Below are 11,464 nucleotides of genomic sequence, written 5' to 3'. Positions count from 1 at the left end.
TTTAAAGCGGTTTACTAGTGGGGATAGCCGGTAGTCGCTAGATTACGCTCAGCAATTGCCCCGAATGGGGCAAGGGAAAAAGCGCGACCCGCCCTGTGAGTCAACCGTGGCGCTTTCCGTTCTCGAGAACAGGAAAGAGTCTACACGAATTTCCATTAGTGAAAAAGGCTTACAGTGAATGCAACAATATTTTTTACCGATACTGCCCTGGATGGGCGGTAAACGGCGGCTGGCAAAACAGATTTTACCGCGCTTCCCGGCGCATACCTGCTACGTCGAGCCGTTTTGTGGCGCAGCGGCGCTCTTCTTTATGAAGTCACCCAGCAAAGCGGAGGTCATCAACGATATCAACGGTGAGCTGGTCAATCTCTATCGGGTGCTGAAACACCATCTGGAAGAGTTTATGCGCCAGTTTAAATGGGCGCTGGTCAGCCGGGCGATGTATCACTGGTTGAAAATGACCCCGACCGAGACCTTAACCGATATCCAGCGGGCAGCCCGCTTCTACTACCTGCAAAAACAGGCGTTCGGTGGTAAGGTGGCGGCGCACACCTTTGGCGTGACTACCACCACGGGGCCACGCCTGAATCTGTTACGCATGGAAGAAGAGCTGTCGCTCGCGCATCTGCGGTTATCACGCACCACCATAGAACAGCTGGACTGGGCCAGCTGCATTGCCCGTTATGACCGTCCGCACACGCTGTTTTACTGCGACCCGCCGTATTGGGGGACCGAGGGCTATGGCGTGGATTTTGGTCTGGCGCAATATGAAAAACTGGCGGGGATGGGACGAGACCTAGCGGGCATGATGATTATTTCGGTTAATGATATTCCCGAGATGCGGGCAGTGTTTCGAGGCTTTGCGATGGAGAGCGTCCCGATTCGGTATAGCCTTAGCAGTAATCAGCCCACCCAACGACGTGAGCTGATTATTACCGTCAAATAACCCTCTCCACTGCAACGGAGAGGGATGGGTCATGCGCGGCTGCGGGCGGCTTTTTTCTCTGCCATTGCTGTCAGGGTGCGTTTAGCCACTTCGCGGGTTTCACCCGGAATATGTCGAAAGGCAGTTAATACCTCTGCCTCTTCCTCATCCCGCACTACATCGAGCGCACTGGCTTCATCGCTGCGCTCACCAGTCATCACATAAAGAAGATCGACTCCTAACGCTTTCGCCGCGATTAAGTAGCCCGCATCAGGATGTCGTTCGCTTTTTTCATAGTTGTATTGAGTGAGCTTTTTAACCCCGCACCGTTCGGCGAAGATTTCCTGGCTAAGCCCCAATCGCAGGCGCTCGGATTTGAGGCGTTCTCCCACGCCTTCTAGCGTCAGCGTGACCCACTGCTGTGCATCAACGGGTGTTTGTTCATCGCTTGCAGCAACCGACGAGGTTTTGCCCGCCAGTTGCTGGCTTAGCTGTTGCAGTTGCTTCTCTTTTTCGGCGACCAGTTGTTGACTGCGTTTAAGGGCTGCCTCATCTTTACGTAACGCTGCCTTTAACTCCCTGACTGACATGCGGTCAACATCATCCAGTGTCAGACCCGCGATGGTGCCGCCTTCGGCCAATTCCGCCAGATCATCGTCGTCTTCCAGCATGAGTTCATAGAGTTTTGAACGGCCTAAACCTGAAAACGTATTCACCTTTGACTCAAGTGTCGGTGAAAGATATTTCAATGCTGCTTGTGCCATTTTTCGTGCTATTCGATATTCAAGACCTAACTGCTCTTGTACTATCTTCATGAATGTTCCATGTGGCTCATTCTCCTTAAGAATAATCAGCCGTTTCCCCGCCTCCAGCATGGCTTCGGCACTTTGCGCCATATAGAAGCGGGCTTCATGCACAATCCTTTCCCGTTCATAGGGTAGCCCATCCCCAAAACGTGCCATTACTTCCTGTTGGGCGCTGTTTTCTGCATTTTTTTCAGGGTATGCAATTGCCCCCCCCCCCCCCGCAATCGTGATATTGTCCGCCGTAGTTACAGACAGGCTGGTTGCCGCTTTTTTCTTTGCCATACAGGTCTCCTTTAGGCCGATAACAGCCAGTGGTTTTTTACGGCAATAAAGAACATACAAAAACAAACAAAAAAGACTTTACATTATTTTGAATGCCATTGTATATTTATTTTTAACTTTTTATGACGGAGGTAACACCATGTCACTGCAACACCCCGCCGACTTTAAGCGCAATTTTTATGATCGTGTCTATCAGAACTACCCGACGGTGGCGGCGTGGGCACGCCAATCCGGCTTCAAACCCTATCAGGTTTATATGTTGCTTGATGGCTCCTGCCAGGGCTGGCGCGGGGAAGCCCGCAAAATCAAACAGGCGATTGAACAGATAATGGGTTCTCCCATGCCATCGGGAAAAAAGCGCCATAAAAAATAACATTCGCCCGTTTCACTGACGGTAACACAATTTCCATTAATGAAAAAGAGGCATCCGATGAAAAACACCTTATTACTGCACCCTTCTTCACGCACACGACGGGCGCTGCGTATTTTGAAAGCCATGAAAGGGCATTACCGCGATGGCCTGTCCAATAAAGCCCTGGCGGCGCTAATCAATGACTCTGCGGCCAATATCAGTCGCACCCTGCCATTTTTAGTGGAAGAAGGAATGATTGAGAAGCGCTTCAATGGGAATTACGGCCTCGGTGAGGAATTGATACAGATTGCCCTGGCCTTTTTTGATGAAACCGAACGGGCGCAAATCAAGATGGCAGAAAGGCATGGCCGCTGCGTAGCATCAGCGTCAAAACCGTAAGAGGAAAAAATAATGGGTAGAAAAGCGTTACCGATAACGGCTGAAATTGCCCCCGAACAGCCTTTGGCACCGGATTTAATGAACAACCTTAATGCCCTGGCTGAACATCAGCAGGCCATTATGGATAAGTACGGCGAGGGGTTGCCCTATGAACGCGAGCGCATTGTGCATGAAGCGCGCTTCTATATGGCACAAAGTGCCGAAGCCATGCTGGAGGCGGGGAAACGGCTGATTATTCTTAAGGAGAATGAGCCACATGGAACATTCATGAAGATAGTACAAGAGCAGTTAGGTCTTGAATATCGAATAGCACGAAAAATGGCACAAGCAGCATTGAAATATCTTTCACCGACACTTGAGTCAAAGGTGAATACGTTTTCAGGTTTAGGCCGTTCAAAACTCTATGAACTCATGCTGGAAGACGACGATGATCTGGCGGAATTGGCCGAAGGCGGCACCATTGCGGGCTTGACGCTAGACGAAGTTGATCGCATGTCGGTGCGGGAACTAAAAGCAAAACTGCGTAAAACGGAAAAGTCACTTGAAGCCAGCCGCCGTCTGGCCAATGAGAAAGATCAAAAGATCAATGAACTGAGCGAAAAACGCCTGCTTAATCAGCATCGCCCGTTAGGGGAAGAAGGCATACGCCAGCTCCGTGAAGAAATTGGCCTGGTGGGCTTTGATGTTAAAGCCATATTAATGGGGCGCTTTCGGGAAGGGCTGGAAAAACTGAGCAGCCACAGTGGTGATATCACATCCCACGCCGACTATTTAGCGGGCTTGCTTAATGATATTGAGTTTGAAATCAATGTGTTACGTAGTGATTTTTCGTTACCCCACCACGCAGTATCAGCGTTGGTGCCTGACTGGACAAAAGCCGATGCGGATGCCGACGATGCGGATTTTCAGTTACCGGAACACCTGCGCGGCACCGGACAGGATAATGTCGAGGAGGTGGTGCAATGAACCCCATCCTGACCGAACGTCTGTTAACCATTGCCCAGACTGCTGAAAGAGCCGGGCATGGCGGCAAAGACGCGGTGTATCAGACAGGCTGTCAGGCACTCGGTATTTCCAAAGCCACGCTGCTGCGAAAAATCAAACAGGTCAGTTATAAACCGCCGCGCAAGCAGCGGGTGGATTATGGTACCAGCGCCCTGACACGCGACGAAGCCCTGCTGATATCCGGCGTCATCATGGAATCTGAACGCAATAATGGTAAACGCCTCTACAGTCTACAGCAAACGGTTAATGACCTGCGGGCGAACAACCTGATTGATGCCGGGTATATTGATAATGAAACTGGCGAGTGGTTTCCGCTGTCGGTCGATGCCATCAGCCGGGCACTGTACCATTATCGCCTGCATCCCAACCAGTTACGGGTACCTGCCCCGTGCGTTCAATTAAAAACCGGGCATCCCAATCATGTCTGGCAGCTGGATGCGTCGCTGTGTGTGCTCTATTACCTGAAAAATCCCGCCAAAGGGCGCACCACGCGCGATAGCGGCCTGCGCATGATGAGTGAGGCCGAGTTTAACAAGAACAAGCCCAAAAATCTGGCCCGTATTGTCAATGACCGCGTCTGGTCATTTGAACTGACCGACCACACCAGCGGCTGGATTTACGCCGAGTACCGCTTCGGCGGCGAAACGGCACAAAACTTTACCGATGTGCTGATTAATGCCATGCAGGAGCGCAGTGGGGCCGACGTATTACATGGTGTACCGCGTATCCTTTATACCGACCCCGGCTGCGCGCTGGTCTCAGCCACGATGCGCAACCTGTGCAAAACCCTCGGTATTCAACTTATCGCCCATAAAGCCCGTAATGCCCGCGCCACCGGCTCAGTGGAAAAGGCGCGCGATATTCTGGAGTGTAGTTTTGAATCCGGCCTGCGGTTTGTGCAAGTCGATAATATTGATGAACTGAACCACCGGGTCGGGTTATGGCGTAAAAAGTATAACCGTACCGCGCTGCATCGCCGTACCGGCATGACCCGTACCGACAGCTGGCTACGGATCACTCCGCAGCAGTTAATCAAGGCACCACCCGTTGAAGTGTGCCGCGAACTGGCGGTGAGTCTGCCGGAAAACCGTAAGGTCAATGACTATCTTCGCGTGTCATTTGGGAGCAAAGAATATGACGTTAGGGGTGTGCCGGGTGTTTGTAACAACGATTGGCTACAGATAGTCCGTAACCCTTGGCGCGACAGTGAAGCACAGGTGGTGATAATCAATGAGGACGGCATGGAAGTCTTTTACCGGGTACCGGAAGTGGTGAAAGACGAGTACGGTTTTCCCCTCAATGCCCCAACATTAGGCGAATCCTTCAAGGCATTACCCCACACCCCGGCGCAACACCATCTGGCGGAAGTCGAGCAGGCGATGTATGGCACCACCTGTCCCACCGAAACCGCTGCCGCGCAAAAAGCCAAAGCGCTGCCACTGGGCGGTCGCTTTAACCCTTATCTGGACAATGAACGCGATACCCCACCCATTTACCTGCCCAAACAGGGCCAGGCTTCCACGGTTTGCGCGCCACGTTTTGAAGAACGTTTAAACCCGGTCGTGGTGGTTCAACAGTTGCGCGCGCGTTTCCAGGCGGCGGGCAAGACCTGGCGCAGTGAATTTTACACCACGCTAACCCAACGCTTCCCGGACGGCATACCCGCTGACCAGGTCGACGCGCTGGGTGATGAGCTGATGGCCCAGTCCACCGAGGTGGTGGTCAGTCTGGCCAGTCACGGTTAACGGGAGGCCATCATGCTGAAACTCAAAACCCTGTTACAACACCACAACCTGACCCAGGCAGCACTGGCCCGTGCGCTTGACCTTTCCGAGGCGACGCTGGCGCAAATAGTCAATCACCATCAGTGGCCGAAACAGGATACCGACGCACTAAAACACCGCATCCGTGGCTGGCTAAGTGACCAGGGCATCGCGGCGGACGACTGCTTTGACGGGGTCACATCCAGCAGCAAGGAAAAGCACACACCACCTAGCAACGAGGAAGACACCATGTTACTGAAAAAACAGGTATTACTGACTGCCACCAAAAAGCATTTTGGGCTGTTTCGTGCCCCATTTGACGACAACGCGGTACAAGGTCATGAAGATGTGTTTTTAACCCCTGAAAGTCGTTATGTGCGCGAGGCGTTGTACCAGACCGCCAGCTATGGCGGCTTTATCGCGGTTATCGGTGAATCCGGCTCGGGTAAAAGCACGCTGCGACGTGACCTGACTGACCGCATCTATCGGGAAAACGCCCCGGTGGTGGTGATTGAACCCTACGTGCTGGCGATGGAAGACAACGACCATCAGGGCAAAACCCTGAAAGCCGCCAGTCTCGCCGAGGCTATTGTCCATACCCTGGCCCCACTGGAAAAACTCAAACGCTCGCCGGAGGCCCGCTTTCGTCAGCTACACCGACTATTAAAAGAGAGCAGCCGCGCCGGGTACAGCCATGTACTGGTGATTGAAGAAGCCCATTGCCTGCCCATCCCGACCTTAAAGCACCTTAAACGCTTCTTTGAGCTGGAAGACGGCTTTAAAAAACTGCTGTCCATCGTCCTGCTGGGACAACCCGAACTGGGCGACAAGTTATCCGAGCGCCTGTTAGCGGTCAGGGAAGTGGTACAGCGCTGCGAGGTAATTGACCTGCCGCCGCTAGATGAACACTTGAACGACTTTCTTGATTTCAAGTTTAAACGCGTCGGCGGCGACCTTAGCAAAGTCCTTGGCCCGGATGCGATACCGGCACTGCGTCAACGCCTAAGCTGGCTGCGCCCGAAAAAAGACACGCCGGTCAGCCTGCTTTACCCCTTGGCTATCGGCAACCTGCTGACCGCCGCCATGAACCTGGCCGCGCAAAACGCCATCCCGGTTATCGACGCCAATATTATTCACAGTGTGCATTAAAGGAGGCTTTTATGCTGAACCCCGCCGTGACCATTAAAAACCCGTCAGCGATGACCTACCAGGCCATCCAGCAGCAGTTCAGGCAATGCCTGTCGGTGATGGATAAACTCAGCCAGGAAGGTTTTATCGTCAGTCAGTTTACCGTTGATGGCTATAGCCGTCCGACCCTTACCCTGCTGCATGACCGACGGTGTGATGCGTTATATAAAAACGGCCATGCCGTTCGCTATGCCCTGGGTACTGACCGTCAGGGCCGCTGGGAAAAATACCAGTTCCTGCAAGATAACTGCCGAATCACCTGGGAGGTACGTTAATCATGACAACACGCCCTGTCCGTATTACCGCTCGCCAATCGGTTTATTTGGCAAAGACCGTCGATATGCCGGAACAGGACGATGAAACCTATTTGTCGATTTGCGAGAACTGCCGTGATTTTGATGAACAAGACCAGCGTCTTGGTGAAATCGCGACCCGATACAACATGAATTTATTTGAGCATATTCAACACAGTGACGCCCTGGAAGACATTATTTTCGAGCGCGTTTAATTCCCGACGTTGTTAATGAAAAGGTAAAAAAGATGGCAAAGAAAATAACGCGGCTTAAAGCCGCGGCGGGTGCCTGCACGCCGCAAACCCGTGAGCAGGTAATAAACGATATTAAAAATCTGGGCGATATCCAGCGGGAAATGACCCGACTGGAGACAGAGATTAATGATGAAATTGCGCGGTTAACCCATCAACATGCGGCTGATATTGAAGCCAGGAAAGCCCGCATCACCCTGTTGCAAAGAGGTATCCAGACCTGGTGCGAGGCCAACCGTGAGGCGCTTACCCAAAACGGCAAAACCAAAACCGCCAACCTGATAACCGGCGAGGTGTCATGGCGTAACCGCCCACCGTCCGTTTCGGTAAAAGGGGTGGATGATATCATTCAGGCGCTGGAAGAAAACGGACAGACCGACTGCATTATTCGCAAAGCACAGCTTGATAAAAATGCCCTGCTCAAAAATCAGGACACTATCCAGCGACTGAATATTCCCGGCATTACGTTTCGCAATCAGCTTGAGGATTTCATTATTACGCCCTTCGAGCAGGAGGTGACCTCATGAGCTATCAGGAAATAAAACCTCTGCGCCGCCAAATTGAAAGGCACATAAACCGCGCCATGCATCACCTGCAGGCAGACCATTCTGCCGCCGCGTATTGTGAATTTCAAAATGCCTTCGAGATATTGGCCGAACTCATCGTCGCCTTAGATAAGGAAAACACGTTATGACCATTACCTGCATCAGCTGCCATCAGGCAACGCGACGCCTGAATCCTACCCAGGCCGAGATCATCCAACAACCGGAAAGCGGCGAGTGGGGGATTGACCTGTTACTGACCTGTCCACACTGCGGACAGCGGTATAGCGCCTGGGTACTTAATTGGGATGTCGTGCCGCTAAAAGGTATCACGGCAAAGTCGCCATCAACACCACCCCATCATCAAACGCACGAGGTAAATAAACCATGAACCTTGACCTTTGGTTAGTTTTTTTAGGCGGTGCCTTGCTCAGTGCCGTATTACCCGGCGCTGGCGCTATCCTCACGCTTAACCATGCCTTCCAGCGGGGATGGTGCAAGACGCTACCGCTTATTGCCGGTCAGGCGACCGCATTAGGCTTGATGGTACCCATTGTGGCACTAGGCACGGAAGCGTTGCGCGCTTCAGCGACAGCCTGGCTGTTACTGAAAGGCATTAGCGTACTCTGGCTACTGTTTGCCGCCTACCGAACCTGGCGCGCACCAGTCATCATGGATGCTTACGATGTCGTGACATTGACCCGCTGTGCGCAACGGTTCTGCTGGGGTTTTCTGACCGATATCACCAACGCCAAAGCGCTCGCCTTCCTACTTGCCACACTACCGGTCTTTCTTAATCCGTCCCAATCGTTAGGGCCACAAATTACCCTTATGACTCTGACGATGGTAATGGTCGATGCGCTGATGATGACGCTTTACGCGCTCATTGCCGCCCGCTTGCGGCCTTATTTTCAATCGCCCGAAACCCGCAAACAACAAAACCGCCTGTTTGCCGGTTTCTTGGTGTTCATTGCGGTCAGCCTTTGTTTTATTGAACATCCGACCTTAATTCAGTGAAAGAGGATAAATTATCATGTGGATATTAATTTTAGCCCTATACGCCAGTCCCTATGCCGGTAATGCTTTTTCCACGCTGCATACACAGGCGTTTGACACGGCAACCGCCTGTCAACAGGCCGCCAAACAGTTCGCAGAAAAATTTGAAACCTTCAAGGATATGGATGCCAAGGCGATTTGCGTGAAGAAGTCATAGCGGAAAAGCGGCGTTTACTGCATTCAATTGTATAATAACGATATTCATTTTATAATCCTTCAAAACCCGAAGGATTATTTTTTTATTCATGGCATAAGGAATCCTGACCCCGACCACAACGATAAAGGACGCCTCCGATGACCCGACAAAAATACCTGCAGTTAATCCATATTGCCGCCCACCACCTCAAACTGGATGACACGACTTACCGCCAGATGCTGCACAGGCTAACGAGGAAAACATCAGCAAAAGCCCTGAATATCGGTCAACTGGCGCAAGTGTTAAACGCCCTAAAAGCCAAAGGTTTTCGTATCCAGCCGACTCAACCCACGACGAAAAAGCAGACCGACCGTCCGCAAATCCAGAAAATGCAGGCCCTGTGGCAGGCAATGGCCGATGAGGGCATTGTCCGGGATGCGTCAGCAACAGCCCTGGCCCACTTTGTTAAACGGGAAACCGGCGGTGATTCGCCTTACTGGCTAGATAGCCAACAGGCCAGCCAGGTTATCGAGAAACTCAAGCAGTGGCAAAAACGCGTGGCAAGGACAACCTCATGCTAGAGCATACCTTTCGCAGTAAAGGGCCGGAGTTACTGGTTGAGCTGGCCGACCACACGGCGCAGATCGTCAGACAGATTATCGATGTTGACCCCGCTGTTGCCAGCCAGATAGGCGATGCCGTCGCCAGTCAAATGATGGCGGTATGGGGCGGGCAAAATGTCTATTTCCCGATGGGGCTGATGTGGAAAATAAACCAGCGCGACCGGGAGATATTTGCCGACTTCAATGGCCATAACCACCGCGCCCTGGCACGCAAGTACGAAGTCTCGCTACAGTGGATTTATTCCGTGATAAAACGGGTTAAAAAAGAAGAAATTGCTCGCATCCAGGGCAATCTGTTTGAAGATGAAGATAAGCCGTCTCGATGACTGTTTCTCGTTTCACATAGTGAAACGTCGGAGAGAAAAATATAACCTATACACCAGATAGTGAGCATTGGTTTAATGCTAACCAAACAATAGAAGGATATTTCATATGCTCGATTCATCACTGCTAAATCTGCCCTGGGCAACATTGGTGACGCTGGCTTCTGGCTATGTTGGATACTTTATTGCCAATGTTGGTCTGAAAGAGCACCACAAAACCGTTGACATAACGTTTTCGACATTAGTTTTTGGTCTTATATCTGCAACCGCTTATGAATCCGTCGCCGTATATGCGGTTTACTGGTCAACCCTTGTAGCGCTGGTTACCGCAATAATAACAGGAGCCGTATGGCGTAAATACGGGCGTAGATGGATGTACAAGCTCATGCGCGCCTTAAACATCTCATGGTCTGATGGCACCCATTCCGCGTGGCAGCAGCTGTTCGGACAGATTGAGTACCGAGCCACTGAAGTGTTTGTTATTCTCAAGGATGGCAGCGGGTTATTATCGCGGCCTCTGGCTCGTTTTGAAGGGCTCCCTAATGGGCCGTTTGCGCTGGGCAATACGGGAGACGTCATTCTTTATGTAACACACCATAGCGCACCAGATAGTGATGAATGGCGCGAGTTTGCTGGTGTGATCGATGACTCCTGGGGGGCGCTGGCGACCTACATTCCTGCAGAGCAAATAGCTAGGGTGGAAATTAGGAGGAACAAGATTAAAACTGCATCCACGCCTCCTAAGGTTTAGCTATCACTCATTTTTTAGGACGGATACCAGGCGGGTTATTTGACTGTTGCGATGGGGTGGGTTTATTCTCCTTGCTGGCATCTTTTTCAAACGTGACTACTCGGTCATTTTTGGGATTCTCTGTAAAGTCGGAACTATCATGATTGTTGTTCTTGGTCGTCATGGAAACTTCCTCTAAATGAAATCAATCGTAGTAGATTCGATTCTATACTCAACATACTTCAAGATGCAGGCGACTATTCAGCAAAAAGCACGGGTAGTAAGGCCGTTAAGCTTCCTTTCCCTGCATCTTGAAGTTTATTGAGTATAGTTCAGTAAAGAGGATGGTTTCAATTAATGGGTTTTAAAACATGATTTCTGTTTCACTATGTGCAACTTAATCCCTCTGACTTGTCCCAGATAGATCCAGTTTGTCCCAGGTAGATCCACATTTATCGCACGTTTCCCGTTTAAATATCTCACGTCCTATCACCAGCAATCAATTTATCGATAGCTGTAATTACGATATTATTATGGGTCATAACAGTAAAGTGTCTACTTCAGATAAAGCTCATCCGACAGATCGTGTCTATCGCGTGGTATGGCAAAAAATTTGTGAGGCACTGTGGGAAAGAGGTTACACTTTTGGCACGCTTCCGGTAACTAAGGGTTGTAATCATAGTGATACTCAATTTTGCACTCGTCTTTGATTGAGCTAGCATAAAAAATTAACACGAGTTTCGCAATCTCCAAAAAAGAAGTATAAATTTAAAAACAAGAAAAAATCAGG

At 50.9% G+C, this 11,464-nt stretch carries 18 protein-coding genes; 16 read left to right on the top strand and 2 right to left on the bottom strand.

Going from position 1 to position 11,464, the window contains the following annotated elements; translation table 11 throughout:
• Positions 1-178: 178 nt before the first annotated feature.
• Positions 179-946 (top strand): DNA adenine methylase, encoded by a 768-nt coding sequence (locus V3224_RS19110; protein WP_334469218.1) that lies wholly within the window; start codon positions 179-181, stop codon positions 944-946.
• Positions 947-975: 29 nt separating this feature from the next.
• Here V3224_RS19110 and V3224_RS19105 read toward each other — a convergent pair whose 3' ends face one another.
• Positions 976-2,013 carry a helix-turn-helix domain-containing protein gene (locus V3224_RS19105; RefSeq protein ID WP_334469221.1) on the bottom strand — a complete coding sequence of 346 codons (1,038 nt, stop codon included), beginning with the start codon at positions 2,011-2,013 and terminating at the stop codon, positions 976-978.
• Positions 2,014-2,152: 139 nt separating this feature from the next.
• On the opposite strand from V3224_RS19105, the gene V3224_RS19100 reads away from it, so the two are divergent.
• The 15 genes from V3224_RS19100 to V3224_RS19030 all read left to right on the top strand — a co-directional run bounded on the left by V3224_RS19100 (position 2,153) and on the right by V3224_RS19030 (position 10,695).
• Positions 2,153-2,386, top strand: coding sequence for a hypothetical protein (locus V3224_RS19100; RefSeq protein WP_026821883.1), 234 nt, complete (start codon positions 2,153-2,155; stop codon positions 2,384-2,386).
• A gap of 57 nt (positions 2,387-2,443) precedes the next feature.
• Positions 2,444-2,764 (top strand): IclR family transcriptional regulator, encoded by a 321-nt coding sequence (locus V3224_RS19095; protein WP_334469232.1) that lies wholly within the window; start codon positions 2,444-2,446, stop codon positions 2,762-2,764.
• 12 nt (positions 2,765-2,776) lie between these two features.
• Positions 2,777-3,730 (top strand): DUF3102 domain-containing protein, encoded by a 954-nt coding sequence (locus tag V3224_RS19090; RefSeq protein WP_334469234.1) that lies wholly within the window; start codon positions 2,777-2,779, stop codon positions 3,728-3,730.
• Positions 3,727-5,514, top strand: coding sequence for an integrase catalytic domain-containing protein (locus tag V3224_RS19085; RefSeq protein WP_334467737.1), 1,788 nt, complete (start codon positions 3,727-3,729; stop codon positions 5,512-5,514). Before V3224_RS19090 ends, V3224_RS19085 begins: the two co-directional genes overlap by 4 nt.
• A 12-nt stretch (positions 5,515-5,526) precedes the next feature.
• On the top strand, positions 5,527-6,681 hold the full coding sequence (locus V3224_RS19080) for an AAA family ATPase (RefSeq protein ID WP_334467739.1): 1,155 nt from the start codon (positions 5,527-5,529) through the stop codon (positions 6,679-6,681).
• 11 nt (positions 6,682-6,692) lie between these two features.
• On the top strand, positions 6,693-6,995 hold the full coding sequence (locus V3224_RS19075; protein WP_334467740.1) for a hypothetical protein: 303 nt from the start codon (positions 6,693-6,695) through the stop codon (positions 6,993-6,995).
• A gap of 2 nt (positions 6,996-6,997) precedes the next feature.
• Entirely contained in the window at positions 6,998-7,228 is a 231-nt protein-coding gene (locus V3224_RS19070) for a hypothetical protein (RefSeq protein WP_334467742.1), read from the top strand.
• A 32-nt stretch (positions 7,229-7,260) separates the two neighbouring features.
• Complete coding sequence (locus tag V3224_RS19065) at positions 7,261-7,791, top strand: host-nuclease inhibitor Gam family protein (protein ID WP_334467744.1); 531 nt, start codon at positions 7,261-7,263, stop codon at positions 7,789-7,791.
• The gene (locus tag V3224_RS19060) at positions 7,788-7,958 is read left to right on the top strand and encodes a hypothetical protein (RefSeq protein ID WP_334467745.1); all 171 of its coding nucleotides are present in this window, start codon (positions 7,788-7,790) and stop codon (positions 7,956-7,958) included. The genes V3224_RS19065 and V3224_RS19060 overlap by 4 nt, the downstream gene beginning before the upstream one ends.
• Entirely contained in the window at positions 7,955-8,197 is a 243-nt protein-coding gene (locus tag V3224_RS19055; RefSeq protein WP_334467747.1) for a hypothetical protein, read from the top strand. The genes V3224_RS19060 and V3224_RS19055 overlap by 4 nt, the downstream gene beginning before the upstream one ends.
• Entirely contained in the window at positions 8,194-8,823 is a 630-nt protein-coding gene (locus tag V3224_RS19050; protein WP_334467749.1) for a LysE family translocator, read from the top strand. The genes V3224_RS19055 and V3224_RS19050 overlap by 4 nt, the downstream gene beginning before the upstream one ends.
• Before the next feature lie 16 nt (positions 8,824-8,839).
• A complete protein-coding gene (locus tag V3224_RS19045; protein WP_334467751.1) occupies positions 8,840-9,019 on the top strand; it encodes a hypothetical protein in 180 nt (59 codons plus the stop codon).
• A gap of 137 nt (positions 9,020-9,156) precedes the next feature.
• Complete coding sequence (locus V3224_RS19040) at positions 9,157-9,579, top strand: gp16 family protein (protein WP_334467753.1); 423 nt, start codon at positions 9,157-9,159, stop codon at positions 9,577-9,579.
• Positions 9,573-9,947 (top strand): Mor transcription activator family protein, encoded by a 375-nt coding sequence (locus V3224_RS19035; protein WP_334467755.1) that lies wholly within the window; start codon positions 9,573-9,575, stop codon positions 9,945-9,947. Before V3224_RS19040 ends, V3224_RS19035 begins: the two co-directional genes overlap by 7 nt.
• Before the next feature lie 106 nt (positions 9,948-10,053).
• Complete coding sequence (locus V3224_RS19030) at positions 10,054-10,695, top strand: hypothetical protein (protein ID WP_334467757.1); 642 nt, start codon at positions 10,054-10,056, stop codon at positions 10,693-10,695.
• Positions 10,696-10,702: 7 nt separating this feature from the next.
• On the opposite strand, the gene V3224_RS19025 is transcribed toward V3224_RS19030, so the two are convergent.
• Complete coding sequence (locus tag V3224_RS19025; protein WP_334467759.1) at positions 10,703-10,858, bottom strand: hypothetical protein; 156 nt, start codon at positions 10,856-10,858, stop codon at positions 10,703-10,705.
• Positions 10,859-11,464 lie beyond the last annotated feature (606 nt).

This window comes from Arsenophonus sp. PmNCSU2021_1 (assembly GCF_036919435.1).
Classification (GTDB): Bacteria; Pseudomonadota; Gammaproteobacteria; order Enterobacterales; family Enterobacteriaceae; genus Arsenophonus; species Arsenophonus nilaparvatae.
This window is presented reverse-complemented; position numbering and strand designations above follow the sequence as displayed.

Coding starts and splice junctions, on each gene's coding strand:
- V3224_RS19040 (WP_334467753.1), top strand. CDS start 9,157: ATGACCCGACAAAAATACCTGCAGTTAATCCATATTGCCGCCCACCAC.
- V3224_RS19080 (WP_334467739.1), top strand. CDS start 5,527: ATGCTGAAACTCAAAACCCTGTTACAACACCACAACCTGACCCAGGCA.
- V3224_RS19030 (WP_334467757.1), top strand. CDS start 10,054: ATGCTCGATTCATCACTGCTAAATCTGCCCTGGGCAACATTGGTGACG.
- V3224_RS19045 (WP_334467751.1), top strand. CDS start 8,840: ATGTGGATATTAATTTTAGCCCTATACGCCAGTCCCTATGCCGGTAAT.
- V3224_RS19055 (WP_334467747.1), top strand. CDS start 7,955: ATGACCATTACCTGCATCAGCTGCCATCAGGCAACGCGACGCCTGAAT.
- V3224_RS19085 (WP_334467737.1), top strand. CDS start 3,727: ATGAACCCCATCCTGACCGAACGTCTGTTAACCATTGCCCAGACTGCT.
- V3224_RS19035 (WP_334467755.1), top strand. CDS start 9,573: ATGCTAGAGCATACCTTTCGCAGTAAAGGGCCGGAGTTACTGGTTGAG.
- V3224_RS19065 (WP_334467744.1), top strand. CDS start 7,261: ATGGCAAAGAAAATAACGCGGCTTAAAGCCGCGGCGGGTGCCTGCACG.
- V3224_RS19100 (WP_026821883.1), top strand. CDS start 2,153: ATGTCACTGCAACACCCCGCCGACTTTAAGCGCAATTTTTATGATCGT.
- V3224_RS19050 (WP_334467749.1), top strand. CDS start 8,194: ATGAACCTTGACCTTTGGTTAGTTTTTTTAGGCGGTGCCTTGCTCAGT.
- V3224_RS19060 (WP_334467745.1), top strand. CDS start 7,788: ATGAGCTATCAGGAAATAAAACCTCTGCGCCGCCAAATTGAAAGGCAC.
- V3224_RS19070 (WP_334467742.1), top strand. CDS start 6,998: ATGACAACACGCCCTGTCCGTATTACCGCTCGCCAATCGGTTTATTTG.
- V3224_RS19090 (WP_334469234.1), top strand. CDS start 2,777: ATGGGTAGAAAAGCGTTACCGATAACGGCTGAAATTGCCCCCGAACAG.
- V3224_RS19025 (WP_334467759.1), bottom strand. CDS start 10,858: ATGACGACCAAGAACAACAATCATGATAGTTCCGACTTTACAGAGAAT.
- V3224_RS19110 (WP_334469218.1), top strand. CDS start 179: ATGCAACAATATTTTTTACCGATACTGCCCTGGATGGGCGGTAAACGG.
- V3224_RS19095 (WP_334469232.1), top strand. CDS start 2,444: ATGAAAAACACCTTATTACTGCACCCTTCTTCACGCACACGACGGGCG.
- V3224_RS19075 (WP_334467740.1), top strand. CDS start 6,693: ATGCTGAACCCCGCCGTGACCATTAAAAACCCGTCAGCGATGACCTAC.
- V3224_RS19105 (WP_334469221.1), bottom strand. CDS start 2,013: ATGGCAAAGAAAAAAGCGGCAACCAGCCTGTCTGTAACTACGGCGGAC.